The sequence below is a fragment of the Usitatibacter palustris genome (assembly GCF_013003985.1).
GTDB classification, from domain to species: Bacteria; Pseudomonadota; Gammaproteobacteria; order Burkholderiales; family Usitatibacteraceae; genus Usitatibacter; species Usitatibacter palustris.
Genome location: NZ_CP053073.1, coordinates 2,758,221 through 2,776,761, shown reverse-complemented (window position 1 = coordinate 2,776,761; position 18,541 = coordinate 2,758,221). Strand labels below are relative to the sequence as shown.

Annotated in this window: 19 protein-coding genes; 12 read left to right on the top strand and 7 right to left on the bottom strand. The window is 66.2% G+C overall.

Features of this window, described 5'->3' with window-relative positions; translation table 11 throughout:
- Together DSM104440_RS13550 and DSM104440_RS13545 are read left to right on the top strand one after the other, a co-directional pair.
- Entirely contained in the window at window positions 1-495 is a 495-nt protein-coding gene (locus tag DSM104440_RS13550) for a pilin (RefSeq protein ID WP_171165969.1), read from the top strand.
- Window positions 492-1,097: a glutathione S-transferase gene (locus DSM104440_RS13545; RefSeq protein WP_171163504.1), complete on the top strand. Its 606-nt coding sequence runs from the start codon at window positions 492-494 to the stop codon at window positions 1,095-1,097. Before DSM104440_RS13550 ends, DSM104440_RS13545 begins: the two co-directional genes overlap by 4 nt.
- 47 nt (window positions 1,098-1,144) lie before the next feature.
- Here the strand turns inward: DSM104440_RS13545 and DSM104440_RS13540 are convergent, their stop codons facing one another.
- From DSM104440_RS13540 to DSM104440_RS13525, 4 genes are all read right to left on the bottom strand, one after another.
- Window positions 1,145-1,351, bottom strand: a complete 207-nt coding sequence (locus tag DSM104440_RS13540) for a cold-shock protein (RefSeq protein WP_171163502.1) — start codon at window positions 1,349-1,351, stop codon at window positions 1,145-1,147.
- A 222-nt stretch (window positions 1,352-1,573) separates the two neighbouring features.
- Complete coding sequence (locus DSM104440_RS13535; RefSeq protein ID WP_171163501.1) at window positions 1,574-2,146, bottom strand: SRPBCC family protein; 573 nt, start codon at window positions 2,144-2,146, stop codon at window positions 1,574-1,576.
- The gene (locus DSM104440_RS13530; protein ID WP_171163500.1) at window positions 2,143-2,655 is read right to left on the bottom strand and encodes an SRPBCC domain-containing protein; all 513 of its coding nucleotides are present in this window, start codon (window positions 2,653-2,655) and stop codon (window positions 2,143-2,145) included. Before DSM104440_RS13530 ends, DSM104440_RS13535 begins: the two co-directional genes overlap by 4 nt.
- Window positions 2,648-3,016, bottom strand: a complete 369-nt coding sequence (locus tag DSM104440_RS13525; protein WP_171163498.1) for an ArsR/SmtB family transcription factor — start codon at window positions 3,014-3,016, stop codon at window positions 2,648-2,650. The genes DSM104440_RS13530 and DSM104440_RS13525 overlap by 8 nt, the downstream gene beginning before the upstream one ends.
- A 92-nt stretch (window positions 3,017-3,108) precedes the next feature.
- Here DSM104440_RS13525 and DSM104440_RS13520 point away from each other — a divergent pair, with 92 nt between their 5' ends.
- Window positions 3,109-4,155, top strand: a complete 1,047-nt coding sequence (locus DSM104440_RS13520) for an alpha/beta fold hydrolase (protein ID WP_171163496.1) — start codon at window positions 3,109-3,111, stop codon at window positions 4,153-4,155.
- Window positions 4,156-4,158: 3 nt separating this feature from the next.
- Here the strand turns inward: DSM104440_RS13520 and DSM104440_RS13515 are convergent, their stop codons facing one another.
- Entirely contained in the window at window positions 4,159-4,839 is a 681-nt protein-coding gene (locus tag DSM104440_RS13515; RefSeq protein WP_171163494.1) for a TetR family transcriptional regulator, read from the bottom strand.
- Between the two features lie 149 nt (window positions 4,840-4,988).
- Between DSM104440_RS13515 and DSM104440_RS13510 the strand changes: the two genes are divergently transcribed.
- The 8 genes from DSM104440_RS13510 to DSM104440_RS13475 all read left to right on the top strand — a co-directional run bounded on the left by DSM104440_RS13510 (window position 4,989) and on the right by DSM104440_RS13475 (window position 15,633).
- The gene (locus DSM104440_RS13510; protein ID WP_171163492.1) at window positions 4,989-6,224 is read left to right on the top strand and encodes an efflux RND transporter periplasmic adaptor subunit; all 1,236 of its coding nucleotides are present in this window, start codon (window positions 4,989-4,991) and stop codon (window positions 6,222-6,224) included.
- 11 nt (window positions 6,225-6,235) lie between these two features.
- Window positions 6,236-9,439 (top strand): efflux RND transporter permease subunit, encoded by a 3,204-nt coding sequence (locus tag DSM104440_RS13505; protein WP_171163490.1) that lies wholly within the window; start codon window positions 6,236-6,238, stop codon window positions 9,437-9,439.
- Window positions 9,432-10,808 (top strand): efflux transporter outer membrane subunit, encoded by a 1,377-nt coding sequence (locus tag DSM104440_RS13500; RefSeq protein ID WP_171163488.1) that lies wholly within the window; start codon window positions 9,432-9,434, stop codon window positions 10,806-10,808. The genes DSM104440_RS13505 and DSM104440_RS13500 overlap by 8 nt, the downstream gene beginning before the upstream one ends.
- Before the next feature lie 4 nt (window positions 10,809-10,812).
- Window positions 10,813-11,184, top strand: coding sequence for a VOC family protein (locus DSM104440_RS13495; protein WP_171163486.1), 372 nt, complete (start codon window positions 10,813-10,815; stop codon window positions 11,182-11,184).
- 35 nt (window positions 11,185-11,219) lie between these two features.
- On the top strand, window positions 11,220-12,269 hold the full coding sequence (locus DSM104440_RS13490; RefSeq protein ID WP_171163484.1) for an elongation factor P maturation arginine rhamnosyltransferase EarP: 1,050 nt from the start codon (window positions 11,220-11,222) through the stop codon (window positions 12,267-12,269).
- 31 nt (window positions 12,270-12,300) lie between these two features.
- On the top strand, window positions 12,301-12,861 hold the full coding sequence (gene efp / locus DSM104440_RS13485) for an elongation factor P (protein WP_171163482.1): 561 nt from the start codon (window positions 12,301-12,303) through the stop codon (window positions 12,859-12,861).
- A gap of 62 nt (window positions 12,862-12,923) precedes the next feature.
- A complete protein-coding gene (locus DSM104440_RS13480) occupies window positions 12,924-14,486 on the top strand; it encodes a cation:proton antiporter (RefSeq protein ID WP_171163480.1) in 1,563 nt (520 codons plus the stop codon).
- Window positions 14,487-14,523: 37 nt separating this feature from the next.
- Window positions 14,524-15,633 (top strand): alpha/beta hydrolase, encoded by a 1,110-nt coding sequence (locus DSM104440_RS13475; RefSeq protein WP_171163478.1) that lies wholly within the window; start codon window positions 14,524-14,526, stop codon window positions 15,631-15,633.
- Between the two features lie 125 nt (window positions 15,634-15,758).
- Here the strand turns inward: DSM104440_RS13475 and DSM104440_RS13470 are convergent, their stop codons facing one another.
- Entirely contained in the window at window positions 15,759-16,724 is a 966-nt protein-coding gene (locus DSM104440_RS13470) for an AraC family transcriptional regulator (protein WP_171163476.1), read from the bottom strand.
- 105 nt (window positions 16,725-16,829) lie between these two features.
- Window positions 16,830-18,017, bottom strand: coding sequence for a DUF2863 family protein (locus DSM104440_RS13465; RefSeq protein ID WP_171163474.1), 1,188 nt, complete (start codon window positions 18,015-18,017; stop codon window positions 16,830-16,832).
- Between the two features lie 64 nt (window positions 18,018-18,081).
- Here DSM104440_RS13465 and DSM104440_RS13460 point away from each other — a divergent pair, with 64 nt between their 5' ends.
- Window positions 18,082-18,447 carry a DUF2237 family protein gene (locus tag DSM104440_RS13460; RefSeq protein WP_171163472.1) on the top strand — a complete coding sequence of 122 codons (366 nt, stop codon included), beginning with the start codon at window positions 18,082-18,084 and terminating at the stop codon, window positions 18,445-18,447.
- Window positions 18,448-18,541 lie beyond the last annotated feature (94 nt).

Below are 18,541 nucleotides of genomic sequence, written 5' to 3'. Positions count from 1 at the left end.
ATGAAATCACTCGCCCGCGGGTTCACGCTGATCGAGCTGCTGATCGTGATTGCGATCCTGGGCATCATCATGGCCCTCACCATTCCGGGTCTGCGCGAATGGAGCTTGCGCAAGCAGATCCGCGAAGGCATCCCGCTCGCGAGGGTGGGAATGGTGGGCGTGGAGAACGTCTGGGCCAACACCGGCAAGCTTCCCGCGGACAACGTGATCGCGAGCGTGCCGCCCAGCAACAAGATCATCGGCAACGTGATCACCGACGTGAAGATCGTGAACGGCGTGGTGACCATCACCTACGGCAACAACTCGGGCAAGAACCTCGAGGGCAAGAAGATCTCGTTCCGGCCCGCGGTCGTCGTGGGGTTTCGCGACGTGCCGATCGCCTGGGTGTGCGGCAGCGCGCCCACGCCCAAGGGCATGGAAGTGCAGGGCACGAACGAGACCGACATCGAAACGGTGCTGCTGCCGGTGGAGTGCCGAGGGCCGGCGGCGTCATGATCCTCGTCGGCATGCCCGATTCGCCTTACGTGCGGCGCGTGGCGATCTCGCTTCGCCGCATGAACGTCGCCTTCGAGCACCAGCAGGTCTCGGTCTTCCGCCACATGGATCGCTTCCGCGCGATCAATCCGGTGGTGAAGGCGCCGTCGTTCATCTGCGATGACGGCACCGTGCTCATGGATTCGACGCTGATCCTCGATCACGTCGAATCGCTGCAGCCGCCCGAGCGCCGGCTCATGCCGCAGGAGCCGATGGCGCGGCGCGAAGCGCTGCGCGTGATCGGCCTTGCCCTCGCGGCGTGCGAGAAGGCGGTGCAGATCCACTATGAGTTTGCGTTGCGCCCGCCGGAGAAGCAGCACGCGCCGTGGCTCGAGCGCGTGGAGGCTCAATGCCTCGCGGCGTTCGACCTGCTCGAGCAATGCGCGCCGCCTTCGGCGGAGAAGATGGATGCGGCCTCGATCATGACCGCGGTCGCGTGGCGCTTCGGCCAGTTCTACGACGCGGCGTACAAGCCGGTCGACCGCTATCCGCGGCTCGTCGCGTTCTCGGCGGCCGCCGAGAAGTTGCCGGAATTCGTCGCGACACCGATCGATCCGGCATAAAAAAACGGCAGCCGAGGCTGCCGTTCTTCAGATGCGGAGCGTACCGCTCAGGCCACGGGCTTGATCGCGCAAGCCTGCTTGCCCTTCGGGCCGGTCTTGATCTCGAACTCGACCTTCTGGTTCTCCTTGAGGGTCTTGAAGCCCGAACCCTGGATCTCGGAGAAGTGGGCGAACAGATCTTCGCCGCCGCCATCGGGCTTGATGAAGCCGAAGCCCTTCGTGTCATTGAACCACTTGACGATTCCCGTGCTCATTGCGTTTTCCTTTTCAGATTTGAATACCCCACAACCCTGGGGCAAGGGAACAGATGAAGGGACGCGAAGGGAACTGAAGGATCGGCGCCAGGATTGGCGTCGGTACTGGAGTTACGGCTCTACGCACCTCTGACTGCGGTGCGCATTGTACCTCAAACCCGGAACGCGGTTTCAGGCCCCGGGCCCGGCGCCCGTCCTACAGAAACGTCGAATCCGGCACCGCTATTTCTTCGCGGCCGCGGCTTCCTTCATCTTGCGAATTTGCTCGAGCCACGCGGTCCAGTCGATCGGCTTGCCCTCCGCGAAACGCTTCTGCAGGTTCGCGAGCACGTTGCCCCAGGCGCGGTCGAAGTAGGCGTAGGCCTGGTCCCACTGGCCGCCGTCGCCCCAGCCGCCGTGATGGAGCGTCACGTCGGTCTCGTTGTTCTCCGCGGGCTTGAATCGCAGCGTCACGTAGGTGCGCTGCGCGCGCGCTTCCGGCAAATGCGGCGGCGCGTTCCAGGTGAAGGTGATCATCTTCCTGTCCTGCAGGGCGAGGATGCGCATGCCATCCGCGCCTTTCATCCCGGGCGCACCGGACGGATCCATGAAGACTTCGAAGGGGCCGTCGACGCGGGCCTCGATGTTGGCGCCCGGCGCGAAGAACGACGTGATGCCTTCGGTCGTGGTCCACGCATTCCACACCGCATCGACGGGCGCCTTCACTCGCACCTGCTTGTCGAGGGCGCGTTCCTGCGCGACGGCGAGGGGAGCGGCGAGCACGAGCAGCGCCGCGGCAAGGGCCTTCGTTCTCATAGCGGCCAGTTCTCCGATTTCGTCTTCTTCGGAAGCATGAACTCCAGGTAATGGAACAGGCAGTACTTCACGCGCGTGCCGAAGGTGGGCTTGCCCTTCTCGACGACCTCCTTGAGCTCGTTGAGGATCGTCGTGCCGCCGCAGCTCATTTCCTTTTCCGTCCTCGTCCCGGCCGGCATGTCCTCGACCGTGAGCGTGACCTCGACGCCACCGGGCACCTGCTTCAGGTCGTAGATCACCTTGCAGACCGGGTCGTCGAACATCGTGAAGCGGTGCGTATGCGCGAAGCGGCGCGGCGGATCGATCTCCATCACCTGGCCCTCGACGATGGTGTGTCCGCCGGAAACCGAGCGCATCTGCATGCGGTTGCCTGGTACCAGGCCCTTGGTCGTGAGCATCGAGTTGAAGATCGCGCCCTGCGGTGAATCGGTCTTGGTGAGCTCGCGGAAGATCGCTTCCATCGAGCCGCTGATGACGATGCGGAAGATTGCCTTCTTGTTCTCAGCCACGGCTGGCTCCTCTCTTCTTGGTGGCGATGGGAATCGGTGCGCTTTCGAGCCGGTATTTCATGCGCGCCAGTTTGCCGGCCCAAACGGCGCTGAATTCGGTGGTCCACCGGTCGTAGATCATGTGCACCGGCACGGGGTTGAACCACAGCAGTCGCTCGCGTCCGGATTTCTCCGAGATCACGAGGTTCGCGGCCTCGAGCACGTCGATGTGCTTGAGCACCGCGACCCGGCCCATCTCGTCGAAGAACTCCGCGACGCGGTTCACGTTGCAGCCCGGTTCCTTCTTGAGCACGTCGAGGATGCGCCGGCGCGGCTCGGAGGCGAGCGCGGCGAACACGGCATCCATCTCGTCGGCGTTCATGGTTCGTCGGCGTTAATATGTCACCAGAAGGTGACATATTGGCCGGAAGCTGTCAAGGCATAATCGGGACGCCGCTCACCGGAGGAACACACATGAAAAAGATACTGCTGGCGCTCCTGGCCGCCGCGCTTCCCGCCTTCGCTGCCGACTATCCCGCGCCGAAGGAAGGCGCGTGGGTCGCGCGCGATTTTCGTTTCCACACCGGCGAAGTGTTGCCTGAGGTGAAACTCGCGTATCGCACGATCGGTGAACCGACGGGCGAGCCGGTGCTCGTGTTGCATGGCACCGCGGGATCGAGTGCCAGCATGCTCACGCCCAACTGGGCGGGGCAGCTCTTCGGCGCGGGCCAGCCGCTCGACGCGACCAAGTACTACCTCATCATTCCCGACGCGGTGGGCCACGGGAAATCGAGCAAGCCCTCCGACGGATTGCGCACCAAGTTCCCGCGCTACAACTACGAGGACATGGTCGTCGGCCAGTACCGGCTGCTCACCGAGCATCTCGGCGTGAAGCGGCTGCGCCTGGTGATCGGCAACTCGATGGGCGGCATGGAAGCCTGGATCTGGGCGCAGAAGTATCCGGCGATGATGGATGCGGTCGTGCCGATGGCGTCGCTGCCCACGGAGGTGGCGAGCCGCAACTGGATGTTGCGCCGCCTCATCACCGACTCCATCCGCAACGACCCGGAGTGGATGGACGGCAACTACACGAAGCAGCCGAAGAGCGCGCAGTTCGCCTCCGTTTTCTTCGGCATCGCGACCAACGGCGGTGACCTCGCCTACGCGCGCACCGCGCCGACCCGCGAGAAAGCCGATGCGCTGCTCGACGCGCGCCTCAAGGCGCCGTTCACCGCGGATGCGAACGACGTGCTCTATCAATGGGATTCGTCGCGCGACTACAACCCGTCGGCGGGACTCGAGAAGATCACCGCGACGCTGCTCGCGATCAACGCGGCCGATGACGAGCGCAACCCGCCCATCGTCGGTGCGCTCGACCGCGAGATCAAGCGCGTGAAGAACGGCCGCGTGTTGCTGATCCCCGCCTCGAACGAGACGACGGGACACGGCACCACGGGCAACGCGAAGTGGTACGCGAAGGAACTGGACGACCTGCTGAAGACGGCGCCGCGGCAGCCGTAAGGACTACTTCACCGCCTTGAGCCTGGGGCGGGGGGCGGCGCGAGCGCGCGGCTTGGCCGAAGCGGCGGGCTTCGCCTGCAGGCCGCGGAAGTAGGTATCGACGAGCGACTCCGCATGCTTCGCGAGCGAGAAGCTTTTCGGATCGAGCACCCAGTTGGCGATCAGGCCCGAGACTAGCGACATGGCGCCGATGGCCGCTTCGCGCGGGCTCACGCTTTCCGGGAGCAGGCCCTGGGCGACGCAGGCGCGGAAGCCCGCCTCGATGGTGCCCATGCATTCGGCCTGGCTTGCGATGTGGCGGTCGCGCACCCCCGCGGCATCGCCCGTGTATTCGCACTTGTGATACGCGATCTCGAACACGCGGGCCAACTGTGGATCGCGCGCGGTGCGTTGCAGGATTTCCACGGTCGCGAGGCGCAGCAGCTCCAGCGGATCGGTTTCACCCGAGACGCCCGCGCTTTCCAGCATGGCTTCGACCGGCAGCACCACGCGCTGCATCATCGCGTCGAAGAGCTCGGCCTTGTCCTTGAAATGCCAGTAGATCGCGCCGCGCGTGCAGCCGGCTTCGGTGGCGATCTCCTCGAGCGATGCGCGCGCGACACCCTTCTCACTGAACACCGTTTCGGCGGCGTCGATGATGGTTTCGCGCGTCGCGAGCGCTTCTTCCTTGGTGCGGCGAGCCATGTTGCGGTTTTCTTTCCTCCGGGAAAGGCGGTGTCACAAATCGGGCATTGACATACATTCGCCTCTGTATGTAATTTAGCATACATCCCTGCACGTATGTAAAGCCCCCAAGAGTCAAAAGGCCTTTAAGGGCCATCGAAGGAAAACCAATGTCGAACGAATCCCTCCCTCCCGGGCGTACCTCCGCTGTTGCCATCGTCGCGGTCGCCGTCGTCCTCGCCCTCCTGCTCAGCGCCTGCGGCAAGGGCGGCGACCAACATGGCGGCGGTTTCCCGCCCGCGCTCGTCTCCGTGCAGGAGGTGAAGACGCGCACGGTTCCCGTGGAATTCGAATACCCCGCGCAAACCGCGGGCTCGCGCGAAGTGGAAGTCCGGGCACGGGTCACCGGCATCCTCCTCAAGCGCAACTACACCGAAGGCGAGCGCGTCAGCGCGGGCCAGTCGCTCTTCCAGCTCGACGCCGCACCTTATGAAGCCGCGTTCGCGCGCGCCGAGGCCGATGTCGCCGCCGCCGAAGCGCGCCTGGGCCAGGCCCAGCGCCAGGCCAAGCGCTACAAGCCGCTCTACGAGGCGAAGGCCGCCTCGCAGAAGGATTTCGACGACGCCGTCTCCGGCGAGGAAGTCGCCGCCGCCGACGCGAAGGCCGCCCGCGCCCGCCTCAACGAAGCGAAGCTCAATCTTTCCTGGACCCGCGTCGAGTCGCCCGTCTCGGGTCTCACCAGCCGCGCGCTGAAGAGCGAGGGCAGCCTCGTCTCCGGCCCGGACGTATTGCTCACCACCGTGACGCAAGCCGATCCGATGTACGTGAACTTCGGCCTCTCGCAATCGGAGCAGGCGCGCATCAAGGCCGACATCGAGGCGGGCAAACTCGTGATGCCCGCCGGCGGCAAGTTCGACGTCGCGGTGAAGAGCGACGACGGCAAGGTCTACGCGCGCACGGGCAAGCTCGTGTTCACGGATTCGCGCGTGAGCCAGACCACCGGCACCGCCGATGCGCGCGCCGAATTGCCGAACCCGGATGGCGCGCTGCGCCCCGGCCAGTTCGTGCGTGTCGTCCTCAAGGGTGCGACGCGGCCCAACGCCGTGGTCGTTCCGCAACGCGCGGTGATGGAAAGCCCGCAGGGCAAGATGGTTTACCTGCTCGGCCCCGAGAACAAGGCGCTGCCGCAGCCCGTGACCGTGGGCGAGTGGGCCGGTGACGACTGGGTCATCACCTCGGGCCTCAAGGGCGGCGAGAAGATCATCACCGACGGCCTCATGAAGGTGTTCCCCGGCGGGCCAGTGCAGGTGGGCGATCCCAACGCGCCGCCGCCCGGCGCGCCCGGCAAGGCGCCCGCGAAGCCCGACGCCAAGGCCGAACCCGCCAAGCCCGAAGCGAAGAAGTAGGAGCCGACGCCATGTTCTCCCGCTTCTTCATCGACCGCCCGATCTTCGCCGCGGTCCTCTCCATCTTCATCGCGATCGCCGGTTTCGCGGCGATGAAGGTCCTGCCCATTGCGCAGTACCCGGACATCTCGCCGCCGGTCGTCACCGTGGTCGCCACGTATCCGGGCGCTTCCGCGCAGGTGCTCGAATCGACGGTCGCGGCCCCGATCGAGAACGCCATCAACGGCATCGAGGACATGCTCTACATGAGCTCCACCTCGGCGGCCAACGGCGTGGTGCAGATCCAGGTCACCTTCAACATCGGCGCCGATATCGACAAAGCGGCGCTCAACGTGAACAACCGCGTGAAGCAGGTCGAGCCCAAGCTCCCGCTCGAGGTCCGCCGCCAGGGTGTCGCCGTGGAGAAGGGCTCCTCGGCCTTCCTGCAGGTGCTCGCGTTCTATTCTCCCGACAACACGTACGACGACATCTTCATCTCAAACTACGTGACGCTGAACATCCTCGACGAAGTGAAGCGCATCCCGGGCACCACGCTCGTGCAGATCTTCGGCGCCAAGGATTACGCGATGCGCATCTGGGTGAAGCCCGATCGCCTCGCGCAGCTGAAGCTCACGCCCGGGGACCTCATCCGCGCGCTGCAGGAGCAGAACGCGCAGTTCGCCGCCGGCAAGGTGGGCGAGCCGCCGGCCTCCACGGGCCAGGAGCTCGTCTACAACGTGACGACCAAGGGTCGCCTCACGGACGTGAAGGAGTTCGAGGAAATCATCGTCCGGTCCAATCCGGATGGTTCGCGCCTGCTGCTGAAGGACGTGGCTCGCATCGAGCTCGCGGGCAAGGACTACTCGTTCCTCGGCCAGTACAACGGCAAGCCCGCCACGCTCATGGGCGTGTTCCTGCAGCCCGGTGCCAACCAGCTCGATGTCGGCAAGGCCGTGCGCGACCGCCTGCAGGAGCTCTCGACGCGTTTCCCCAAGGGCATCGCGCACGTGATTCCCTTTGATACGACGATGTTCGTCGAGGTCTCGATCCGCGAAGTCGTCATCACCCTCGCCGAGGCGATGGCGCTGGTCTTCCTGGTGGTGTTCCTCTTCCTGCAGAACATCCGCGCCACGCTCATCCCGTTCGCGACGGTGCCTGTGGCGCTATTGGGCACGTTCGGCGGTTTGCTCGCGCTCGGCTACTCGATCAATACGCTCACGCTCTTCGGCATGGTGCTCGCCATCGGCATCGTCGTGGACGACGCCATCGTGGTGATGGAGAACATCGAACGCATCATGCGGGAGGAAGGCATCGAGGCCCGCGACGCCGCCATCAAAGCCATGCACGAGGTGACGAGCCCGATCATCGCGATCGTGCTCGTGCTGTGCGCGGTGTTCATCCCGATCGCGTTCCTGGGTGGCCTCACCGGCGAGCTCTATCGCCAGTTCGCGGTCACGATCGCGATCGCGGTGGTGATCTCGGGCTTCGTGGCGCTGACGCTCACGCCCGCGCTGTCGGTCACGCTCCTCAAGGGCAAGCACAAGGAGCCCGGGCGCTTCTTCCAGGCGTTCAACCGCTGGTTCGCGCGCGTCACCGACCGCTATGAAGACGGTGTGGCGTGGATGATCCGTCGCGGCGCGATCGCGCTGCTGCTCTTCGCGGGCATGGTCGCCGTCACCGCGTTCCTCTGGCGCACGACGCCCACGTCGCTCGTGCCCGACGAGGACCAGGGCTGGTACCTGGGTCTCGTGTTCCTGCCCGACGGCGCCACGCTCGAACGCACCGACAAGGTGGTGAAGGAAGTGACGGCCGCGATCAAGTCGAACCCGTTCAATGAGCACGCGATGGCATTCACGGGCTTCGACTTCGCCGGCGGCTTCGTCTTCCGCGAGAACGCGGCCACGATCTTCATCACCCAGACGCACTGGGACAAGCGTCCCGTGCCCGTGGGCGCGCTCGTGGGCGAGTTCTTCGGCAAGACGGGCCACATCAAGGAAGGCATGGTGATTGCGTTCCCGCCGCCCGCGATCTTCGGCCTGGGCACTGCCGGCGGCTTCGAATTCAACCTGCAGTACAAGGGTGACGGCGGCCCGCAGCGCATGGCGGAAGTCACGCAGCAGTTCATCGGCGCGGCCATGCAGAGCGAGAAGATGGCGTTCGTCCAGACGTTCTGGCGCTCGAACGTGCCGCAGATCTACGTGGACGTGGACCGCCAGAAGGCGAAGAGCCTCGGCGTGCCCCTCGACGAGATCTTCAACGCGCTCTCGGCCACGCTCGGCACGTACTACGTGAACGACTTCAACAAGTACGGCCGCACCTGGCAGGTGCTCATGTCCGCGGAGCGCGAGAATCGCCGCCGCCCGGAGGACGTGGGCTCCGTCTACGTGCGCAACACCCACGGCGAGATGATTCCCGTGTCCGCGGTCGCGAAGATCGTGTTCAACAACGGACCGGGCACGCTCGAGCGCTTCAACAACCTGCCGGCCGTGAAGCTCATCGGCAACGCGAAGCCGGGCGTGAGCTCCGGCGATGCCATTGCCGAGGTCGAGCGCATTGCCGCGCAGGTGCTGCCGCCGGACTTCACGCTGGCGTGGAGCGGTGCTTCCTACCAGGAGAAGAAGTCGAGCGGCACGTCCATCCTCGCGTTGGGCCTCGGCGCGCTGATGGCGTTCCTGATTCTCGCGGCGCAGTACGAGCGCTGGTCGCTGCCGCTCTCGGTGATGATGGCGCTCCCGTTCGGCACCTTCGGCGCGCTCGCCGCGGTGTGGGTGCGCGGCATGACCAACGACGTGTACTTCCAGATCGGACTGGTGACGCTGCTCGGCCTTGCCGCGAAGAACGCGATCCTGATCGTGGAATTCGCGCTGCTGAAAACGCAGGAGGGCCTGTCGTATTCGGCGGCGGCCGTCGAGGCCGCGCGCCTTCGCTTCCGTCCCATCCTGATGACCTCGCTCGCGTTCATCCTCGGCGTCGCGCCGCTGGCGTTCTCCTCGGGCGCGGGCGCGGGTGCCCGCACCTCGGTGGGCACCGGCGTCATGGGCGGCATGCTCGCGGCAACCTTCCTCGCCATCTTCTTCGTGCCGTATTTCTTCAAGCTCATCATGGAAAGAAAGCTCACCGAGCCGCGTTCGAGCGAAGAGCTCAAGGCCGAGGCCGCGCACAGCCGCGCGGTGTCGCGCCACGTGCACGTGCATACGCCGCTGAGCCCGGTGAAATCGGAGGGCGCCGATGATTAAGTTCCTTCCGCTGGTCGCAGCCCTCGTGCTTGCCGGCTGCACGATGGGCCCGGACTACGTGCGTCCCGAGATGGACGTGCCCAAGGACTTCGCGACGCGCCAGTCCACCGTGCCGGTCGCGGACCGGTGGTGGGCGCTCTTCAACGATCCGGTGCTCGAGAAGCTCGTGGATGAAGCGCTCATCGCGAACCGCGACCTCAAGGTCGCAGCCGAGCGCATCGAGCAGGCCCGCGCGCAGTTCGTGATCACGCGCGCCGAAGGCCTGCCGCGCGTGGGCATCGAGGGCAGCCGCTCGCGCGACCGCTCCTCGGAGCGCATCGGCTTCGCGCCGCCGGCCGACGCGGTGGAAACCGATACGAACCGCCTCGTGCTACGCGCTGCGTGGGACATCGATTTCTGGGGCAAGTACCGCCGCGGCAATGAAGCGGCGCGCGCGGAGCTCGCGGCCACGGAAGCCGGTCGCGACGCGATCCGCCTTTCGCTCATCGGTGAAGTGGTCCGCGGCTACTTCGCACTGAAGGCCCTCGATGACGCGCGCGTCGTTTCGCTGCGAACGCTCGAAACGCGCCGCCAGGGCCTCTCGATGCAGCAGTTGCGCTACGACTCGGGCATCGTTTCGGAGCTGGAGCTCTCGCAGGTGCAATCGGATGTCGCGGGGGCCGAAGCGCTGGTGCCGGCGATCGAGCAGCGGCGCACGCGCCAGGAAGGCGCTCTCGCGCTCCTCCTGGGCCGCAGCCCGCGCGCGGTGTTCCAGGCCGTCATCGATCGCGGCCCGAACCAGCCGCCGATGGCGGTCGAAGTGCCCGCGGGCCTTCCGTCGGAGCTCCTGCAGCGCCGCCCGGACCTGCGTATTGCCGAGCAGCGCCTGGTCGCCGCCAACGCGCGCATCGGCATCGCACGCGCCAACTACTTCCCGGCCATTTCACTCACCGGGTTCTTCGGCGGTGAGAGCCAGCAGCTCTCGGATCTCTTCTCCGGTCCGGCGCGCACGTGGAGCATCGCGGCGGGCCTGCTGCAGCCGGTCTTCGGTGCGGGCCAGCTCATTTCCGCGGAGGAGATCGCCGATTCGCGCACGCGCGAAGCCGCACTTCTCTACGAGCAGGCCGTGGCCAACGCGTTCCGCGAGACACGGGATGCGATCTCGGCGCAATCGACCGCGCGGGAGATCGCCACCGCGCAGCAGGTGCGTGAGCGGGCGCTGTCGCGTGCGTTCGACCTCGCCCGCATCCGTTACGACAACGGCACCGTAAGCCTCTTCGACGTTCTCGAGGTGGAGCGCCAGTTGCTGCTGGTCCGCCTCGAATCGATCGATGCGGAGCGGGATCGCCGCGCCGCGATCGTAGACCTGTACCTGGCACTGGGAGGTTGAAGCGATGATCGATCACGTATCCATCGGCAGCGAAAATTACTCCCAGGCCGTAGCCTTCTATCGCGCGGCCCTCGGCCCGCTGGGCGTCGACCTGCAGCGCGACAAGGGCGACGAGGCCGCCTTCGGCACCAAGGATCACTGGGGCTTCTTCCTGTATCCCGTCGATCCGGGCCGGCAGATCGTCGCACCGCGCATGCACATCGCGTTCGCCGCGCCCTCGCGCATGGACGTGCAGCGCGCCCATGACATCGCGCTGGCCAACGGCGCGCGTGAAGTGCGCGCGCCCTGTGAGCGGCCCGACATCAGCAACACGTATTTCGGCAGCCTGTTCACCGACCTCGACGGCCACAAGATCGAGATCCTCACGAACAGCTGAGGTCGAAGGCGGGCCGCGCGGCTTAGAATCCGCGCATGGCAAACGCCGCTGAACGCTGGGACGTCTTCTGCAAGGTCGTGGACAACTACGGTGACGTCGCCGTGTCCTGGCGCCTCGCGCGCCTGCTTGCGCGCGAGCACGGCAAGCGCGTGCGCCTGTGGCTCGATCGGGTCGATGTGCTGGCGAAGCTGCGGCCCGAGCTCGATGCCGCGAGCTATTTGCAGGTCCTCGAGGGAGTCGAGATCGCGCGGTGGCGCGACGATGCGACCGACATCGCCGAGGTCGTCGTCGAGACGTTCGGCTGCGATCCGCCCGAGGCTTACGTGCTCGCGATGGCCGCGAGCGAAACGAAGCCGCGCTGGATCAATCTCGAATACCTGAGCGCGGAGGACTGGGTCGAGGGCAGCCACCGGTTGCCGTCGCCCAATCCGCGCCTGCCGCTGGTGAAGCACTACTTCTTTCCGGGCTTCACGCCGCGGACCGGCGGGTTGCTGCGCGAACACGACCTGCTCACGCGGCGCGATGCGTTCCAGTCGAGCGAGGACGCGCAGGCGCAGTTCTGGCGTGATCTGCGCGGGGAAGTCCCGCGGCCCGGCGCGTTGAAGGTGAGCGTCTTCGCCTACCCGGGGGCGGCCATCGAAGCGCTGCGGGCCGCGCTCGGTCCCGACGCCTGCCTCGTCGTTCCGGGCGAGAACGTCCCGTTCCTTCCGCAGGACCGCTACGACGAATTGCTCTGGGCCTGCGACCTGAACTTCGTGCGCGGCGAGGATTCCTTCGTGCGCGCGCAGTGGGCGGGCCGGCCCTTCGTCTGGCAGATCTACCCGCAGGACGAGGGTGCGCATTGGGTGAAGCTCTCGGCCTTTCTCGCGCGATTTTCCGCGGGCCTTTCGCGTGACGATGCGGCCGCGCTCACGGCGTTGTGGGAAGCCTGGAACAAGGGCGAGGGGGTGGGGCCGGCATGGGCCGGGTTCGCGGGGCGTAGGGCTACCGTCCGGGAGGCCTCCCAGGCCTGGGCGCAGCGGCTGGCCGGCCAAGGCGAGCTTGCATTCGAACTGGCCAAATTCACCTCTAAGCTGCTAAAATAATGGGCTAATTTCGAACCTCCCGGACATACCGATGAAGCATGCACAGGAACTGCGTACCGGCAACGTGATCACGATCAACGGGGACCCGTGGGTCGTGCTGAAGGCCGAGTACAACAAGGGTGGGCGCAGTGCCGCCACCATGAAGCTCAAGATGAAGAGCCTGCTCACCGCGAGCAACCAGGAGACGGTCTTCAAGGCCGACGAGAAGTTCGAGCTGGTCATGCTCGACAAGAAGGAAGTGAGCTTCTCGTACTTCGCCGATCCGATGTACGTGTTCATGGATAGCGACTACAACTCGATCGACATCGAGAAGGAATCGATGGGCGACGCGATCAACTACCTCGAAGACGGCATGACGGGCGAGGCGGTGTTCTACGAAGGCCGCGCCATCTCCTTCGAGCTGCCCACCACGATCGTTCGCGAAGTGACCTACACGGAACCCGCGGTGCGCGGCGACACGTCGGGCAAGGTGCTCAAGCCCGCGAAGCTCGCCACCGGCCACGAAGTCCAGGTCCCGGCGTTCTGCTCGACGGGCGATCGCATCGAGATCGACACGCGCACGAACGAGTACAAGCGCCGCGTAGCTGCGTAAAGTTCCGCGCAAGATCGAAAAAGGGGCGCTGAGGCGCCCCTTTTCTTTTGTACCATCGACCCATGCACGATCTTTCTCTCATCATCACGCTCGCGGGCGGCCTCGCGGTCGCACTCGTGTTCGGATGGATCACGCAACGCCTCGGGCTCTCGACGCTCGTGGGCTACATGCTCGCGGGCATTGTCGTGGGTCCGTACACGCCCGGCTTCGTCGCGGACGGCCAGTTCGCCTCGCAGATGGCCGAGATCGGCGTGATCCTCCTCATGTTCGGCGTGGGCATGCACTTCCATCCGCAGGAGCTGCTGCGCGTGTGGCGCGTCGCAGTGCCGGGCGCCGTAGGACAAAGCATCGTGGCCGCGGTGGCGGGCTGGTTCGTCGCGCGGCACTTCGGGTGGAGCCACGGTGCGGGCCTGGTGTTCGGCATGGCGCTCGCGGTCGCGAGCACGGTGGTGCTGATGCGCATGCTCGTCGAGCGCGATCGCCTGGGCTCGCAGGACGGGCACGTCGCGGTGGGCTGGCTGATCGTCGAGGATCTGTTCACGGTGGTCGCGTTGGTCGTGCTCCCGGCGCTCGCGGGCAGCGCCGGCGCGGGCACGGCAGCGTCCATCGGCAAGGAGGTCGCGCTGGCGATCGGTGCCGCGGGGCTCTTCGCCGCGCTCGTCTGGGCGATCGGCGCTCGGTTGTTCGCGCCGATCATGGAGAAGATCGCGCTGACCCGGTCGACGGAGCTCTTCACGCTCACGGTATTCGTGGTCGCGCTGGGCGTCGCGGTGATCGCGGCCGAGGTCTTCCATGTCTCGGTGGCACTCGGTGCGTTCTTCGGCGGGCTCGTCGTGGGCCAGTCGCGCTTCGGCCCGCAGGCCGCGGCGGACATGGCGCCGTTCCGCGATGTCTTCTCCGCGCTCTTCTTTGTTTCCGTGGGGATGCTCTTCGATCCCGTGAAGCTCATCGAACATCCGGGGCCTGCGGCGCTGGCGCTCGTGATCGTGCTCCTCGTGAAGCCCGCGATCGCGCTCGCGATCGTGCTCGTCCTTCGCCACCCGATGCGTACCGCACTCACGGTGGCCGTGGGCCTCGCGCAGATCGGTGAGTTCTCGTTCATCCTCGGCGCGCTCGGCAAATCCCTGGGGATCCTCCCGGACATGGCGATAGATGCGCTCATCTTCGCGGCCATCGCGTCGATTGCGGTGAACCCGGTGCTGTTCTCGGCGGTGGAACGCATCGAGGCTCGCCGCCGGCACGCGGAGGCGCTCGCCGAAGACGAGGCCGAGGCCGCGCCCAAGGCGAACCCCGCGGTCGTGCCCATCGCGATCGTCGGCGCGGGCGAGATGGCTCGTACGATGGCCGCGCGATTCACCGCCGGTGACTTGCCGGCACGACAGGTGAGCGGCGAGCTCGAAGGAATCGAGCACGCGCGCGTGGTGATCGTCACCACGCCCACGCTCGCCGAAAAGATGCGCGTGTGCGCCGCGGTCCGCGCAGCCAATCCGCGCGCGATGCTGATTGCGATGGCCGACTCCAGCGCCGAGCGTGCGTGGCTGGGCGAATTCGGCGTGGATTACGTGGCCGACACGGTCGGCGAGATGAGCGAGGCGATGCTGCGCGCCGTTCGCCGAGTCCTCTGACGTCATAGAATTCCGCATCCCCTCCTGAAAGCTCCCCATGGCCCTGAAGCGCCCGAAGTGGAAGACCGGCAACGTCGTGATCCTCGAGCATGTCTCGCGCCGGCTGAAGGACAACGCGCTCGGCGATCCCCACGTGCGCAAGCTCGCGGTGTACCTGCCGCCGGGCTATGACGAGGGTGCCACGCGCGGGCGCGGCAAGCGTTATCCGGTGATCGTCGACATGGTGGGCTTCACGGGTTCGGGGCTCTCGCACGTCGCGTGGAAGAACTTCAGCGAGAACGTTCCCGAGCGCGTCGATCGCCTCGTGCACCAGGGCAGGATGGGACCGGCAATTGTTGTATTTCCCGATTGCTTCACGGCGCTCGGCGGAAACCAGTACATCAATTCGTCCGCGATCGGTCCCTACGCGGACTACCTCACGAAGGAAATCATTCCCACCGTCGATCGCGAATTCCGCACGCTCGCCTCGCGCGATTCCCGCGCCTGCTTCGGCAAGTCCTCGGGCGGCTATGGCGCGATCATCCACGGCATGAAGTACCCGGAGACCTGGAGCGTCGTCTGCGATCACTCGGGCGATGCGTACTTCGACTTCGTCTACTGGCACGACTGGCCCAACACGCTCAACGAACTGGCGAAGTACCGCAAGGACACGTTCAAGGCGGGCCGGTATGACGCGCGCCGCATGGAGAAGGGCGCTGCGAAGGGCTTCGACGATGGCCGCGTGCGCGGCTTCCTCGAGCACGTCTGGAAGAAGTACAAGCTCACGATGGCCGAGGGGCACACGATCATGAACCTGTGCATGGCCGCGAGCTACGACCCGGATCCGCGTGCACCCAACGGTTTCCGCCTGCCGTTCAACCTGGAGACGGGTGAAGTGCTGCCCGCGCGCTGGGATGCGTGGCGCAAGCACGACCCGGTGAACCTCGTCGCGAAGTACCGCAAGAACCTGAAGACCCTGCGCGGCATCTACATCGACTGCGGGTGGCGCGACCAGTACCACATCCACTACGGTTGCCGGATCCTCTCGAAGCGCCTGCAGGAAGCGGGCATCAAGCACACGTATGAGGAGTTCGACGACACGCACTCCGACGTCGATTACCGGTACGACGTGTCGTTCCCGTTTATGTATGGCGCGATGAAGAAGTAAGACGAACTGTCATCCTTCGCGAACTGTCATCCTGAGGAGCGAAGCGACGAAGGACCTGCTTGAGGGGGTTGACAGTTAAAACCCTAAAGCAGGTTCTTCGTCGCTTCGCTCCTCAGAATGACAAATTACTTTCTTACCCGCGCCTTCTTCCGCCACACCGTCGGCGGTTTCCCAAACGCACGCTTGAAAGCGTGCGAGAACGCGTTGGCCGATTCATAGCCCGCCTCCGTTGCGATCGCCTCCACGCTGCGATGCGTGAGCGCGAGCTTCTGCGCGGCGAGGCGCAGTCGCCAGTGCGAGAGGTAGGTGATCGGCGGCTCGCCCAGCAGGTGCGTGAAGCGGTCGGCGAGTGCCGAGCGCGAGAGCCCCACGTGGCGCCCGAGTTTTTCCACCGTCCAGTCGTCGCCCGGCTTCGCGTGCATGAGGGCGAGCGCGCGCCCGACGTAGCGATCGGCCAGGCCCGCGAGCCAACCCGTTGCGCCGGGCGGTATGGATTCCACGTGGCGGCGGATGGCTTCGATGAAGATCAGCTCGGCGAAGCGCGCGAGGCTCGCCATGCCACCGGGGCGCGGCGCTTCGTTGCCCGAGAGCGCGAGACCCACCGCATCGACGAGGCCATCCACGGCACACGCGCCGCGCAGGTTCGCGCGCAGCACGGGCGGGAGCGCAGCGTGCAGCGGGTCGGCGAGGCGCCGGTCGGCCGCGGCAATGCCCGTGATCACGTGCGTTCGCGCGCCACTGCCGCCATGGACCATCGGAACGAGCTCACCGGCGATCGGCGCCCGGATGAGCGAGGCGAGCGCCACGGTCTCCGACTCGGGCTTGTCGCCGATGCGATGCGCGTCGCCCTGCGCGAGCACCGCGACGTCTCCCGCGCGCAACCTCAGCGGCGCGGCGTCTCCAACCATGAGCCAGCATTCGCCCGACACGACGAGGTGGAAAACGGCCGGATTGTCGGCGTCGGGAATGTGGCCCCGGGCGAGCGGTGTCGTCGAGACGACCGCCATGCCCCAGGGTGCGCCGCAATCGGCGTTCAGGATGGCCGCCCCGGTGAGGCGGACTGCGCGAAGGACCTCCGACAGGGCGTCCATGAAATAAGTGGGGTCAGACTCGACTTAATTGAATTCTGGGGATAACTGGGATCAGGCGCCAGTTATCCCCAGAATTCAATTAAGTCGAGTCTGACCCCACTTATTTCAGTGGAAGTGGGCCGTGTGGCTCTCGGCTTCCTCGGGGAGTTCCGCGTGGACGATCTCGCCTTCGGGATTGGCGAACAGCGGCGCGCCGCAGTCCTCGCAGAACTCCGGCGAGAAGGTGCCGGCGAGCTTGCGAACGTCCACGATGCCGCACTCGGCGAGTTGTGCGAGCACCTCGTCGTGCGGCCCGGGCCGCGCATTCTCGTCCTCGCGGCCGTACAGCGGCCAGACCACGCCATGCGCGACGTCGTTGTCGCCGGGCAGCGTGAAGGCGATGCGGTACTCGTCGATGCGATCGTCACCGAAGCCGGCGACCACGGCGCGGATGTCCGCGGCCTTGGTCATCAACGCCCCCTCGAGGAACGAGACCGCGGCGCGAACGCCGAACGGACGCACGCGGCGGTCCGACTCGCGGCAATTCACGTAGTAGGCATCGGGCAGGAGGCACTCGAACACGCAGCCGGGGAGCAGCTTCGCGAGCGTGGGCCGCGCCTGCGCGATCCACTGCTCGAGGCTGTGCGCGCGGCCGGCGTGGCCGGAGGCGTCTTCCTGCCAGCGGAACATCGGCTTGCCGCGCGGCACCGCGGCGCACGCGAGCACGAAGCGCGTATCGGCGAGCAGGTGCGCGGTTTCGGGCAGGCGTGAGAAATCGATGCGCGGCAGTTCGCCGGTGACAGCGCAATCGCCCAGGCGCGCAGCGAGCTTGCGCAGCTCCGAGAACTGGCGCGGAAGCTGGTCGATCGACTGCAGGTAGGGAACGACGACGAGCTTCGCATCCGCGGCGAGCACGTGGCCCTGCAGCTGCGCGCTGAGCGCGTCTATATCCTCGCGGCCGATGGGGCCGGAGGGAATCGAATACTTGGACCACGCGACGATGGGCACGGCGATCAGCAGCGCCTGCCAGGCCGCGTCGCCCTGCATCACGACCAGCGATTCGGATTCGGCTTCGATCAGCTCGATCAGCGTGTCGTACGCGCCGAGGTTCGACTGGTAGAGGTGGTCGAGCGCGCTGTCGATGGGCCCGTCGATCCCGTTGGTGAGGAGCTTCGCGACGAGCGCCGACGTCTCCGCCTCCCAGAAGCGGTCTTCGGCGCCGCTGCCCGACGCATTGAGGCCGAGCGAGAGCGCGATGAGGCGTTCGGCATCACGGGTGAATCGGGGAGGGGATTTGGAGCGGCTGCGGGGCATGGCGACTTTCCGGGACAAGCGGCCGCTATTTTATCATCGCGACTCGTCTTATCCTCGGGGGGATATGGAACGCAACGTCCTGGGCGGCGACCTGCTCGCCTGCTGCTTCGACCCCTTGACCGGTTTCCACCGCGACGGCTCCTGCCGGTCGGCGGAGGAGGACCTGGGCACGCACATCATCTGCGCGCGGATGACGGCGGAATTCCTGCAGTTCAGCCGCGCGCGCGGCAATGACCTTTCAACACCGGTCCCCGAGGCGCGTTTCCGCGGCCTCAAGCCCGGGGACCGCTGGTGCCTGTGCGTGCTGCGGTGGGTCGAGGCGCTCGACGCGGGCGTGGCCCCGCCGATCATCCTCGAAGCGACTCACGAAAGCGCCCTGGAGTTCGTCCCGCTCGACGAGCTCGAGCGCCATGCCTTCGAGACCAGCTGAGCCACCCAGTTGTAGCCGTCCGTCAGTAGCCCCGCGATGTAGACCGCGCGATCGTGGTGGGCTTGCCGTTCCAGTTCGAGCCATTGATCCCGTT

Bases quoted from the DNA above. Each gene is read 5' to 3' on its own strand.
- DSM104440_RS13550 (WP_171165969.1), top strand. From the start codon at position 1: ATGAAATCACTCGCCCGCGGGTTCACGCTGATCGAGCTGCTGATCGTG.
- DSM104440_RS13545 (WP_171163504.1), top strand. From the start codon at position 492: ATGATCCTCGTCGGCATGCCCGATTCGCCTTACGTGCGGCGCGTGGCG.
- DSM104440_RS13540 (WP_171163502.1), bottom strand. From the start codon at position 1,351: ATGAGCACGGGAATCGTCAAGTGGTTCAATGACACGAAGGGCTTCGGC.
- DSM104440_RS13535 (WP_171163501.1), bottom strand. From the start codon at position 2,146: ATGAGAACGAAGGCCCTTGCCGCGGCGCTGCTCGTGCTCGCCGCTCCC.
- DSM104440_RS13525 (WP_171163498.1), bottom strand. From the start codon at position 3,016: ATGAACGCCGACGAGATGGATGCCGTGTTCGCCGCGCTCGCCTCCGAG.
- DSM104440_RS13520 (WP_171163496.1), top strand. From the start codon at position 3,109: ATGAAAAAGATACTGCTGGCGCTCCTGGCCGCCGCGCTTCCCGCCTTC.
- DSM104440_RS13515 (WP_171163494.1), bottom strand. From the start codon at position 4,839: ATGGCTCGCCGCACCAAGGAAGAAGCGCTCGCGACGCGCGAAACCATC.
- DSM104440_RS13510 (WP_171163492.1), top strand. From the start codon at position 4,989: ATGTCGAACGAATCCCTCCCTCCCGGGCGTACCTCCGCTGTTGCCATC.
- DSM104440_RS13505 (WP_171163490.1), top strand. From the start codon at position 6,236: ATGTTCTCCCGCTTCTTCATCGACCGCCCGATCTTCGCCGCGGTCCTC.
- DSM104440_RS13500 (WP_171163488.1), top strand. From the start codon at position 9,432: ATGATTAAGTTCCTTCCGCTGGTCGCAGCCCTCGTGCTTGCCGGCTGC.
- DSM104440_RS13495 (WP_171163486.1), top strand. From the start codon at position 10,813: ATGATCGATCACGTATCCATCGGCAGCGAAAATTACTCCCAGGCCGTA.
- DSM104440_RS13490 (WP_171163484.1), top strand. From the start codon at position 11,220: ATGGCAAACGCCGCTGAACGCTGGGACGTCTTCTGCAAGGTCGTGGAC.
- efp (WP_171163482.1), top strand. From the start codon at position 12,301: ATGAAGCATGCACAGGAACTGCGTACCGGCAACGTGATCACGATCAAC.
- DSM104440_RS13480 (WP_171163480.1), top strand. From the start codon at position 12,924: ATGCACGATCTTTCTCTCATCATCACGCTCGCGGGCGGCCTCGCGGTC.
- DSM104440_RS13475 (WP_171163478.1), top strand. From the start codon at position 14,524: ATGGCCCTGAAGCGCCCGAAGTGGAAGACCGGCAACGTCGTGATCCTC.
- DSM104440_RS13470 (WP_171163476.1), bottom strand. From the start codon at position 16,724: ATGGACGCCCTGTCGGAGGTCCTTCGCGCAGTCCGCCTCACCGGGGCG.
- DSM104440_RS13465 (WP_171163474.1), bottom strand. From the start codon at position 18,017: ATGCCCCGCAGCCGCTCCAAATCCCCTCCCCGATTCACCCGTGATGCC.
- DSM104440_RS13460 (WP_171163472.1), top strand. From the start codon at position 18,082: ATGGAACGCAACGTCCTGGGCGGCGACCTGCTCGCCTGCTGCTTCGAC.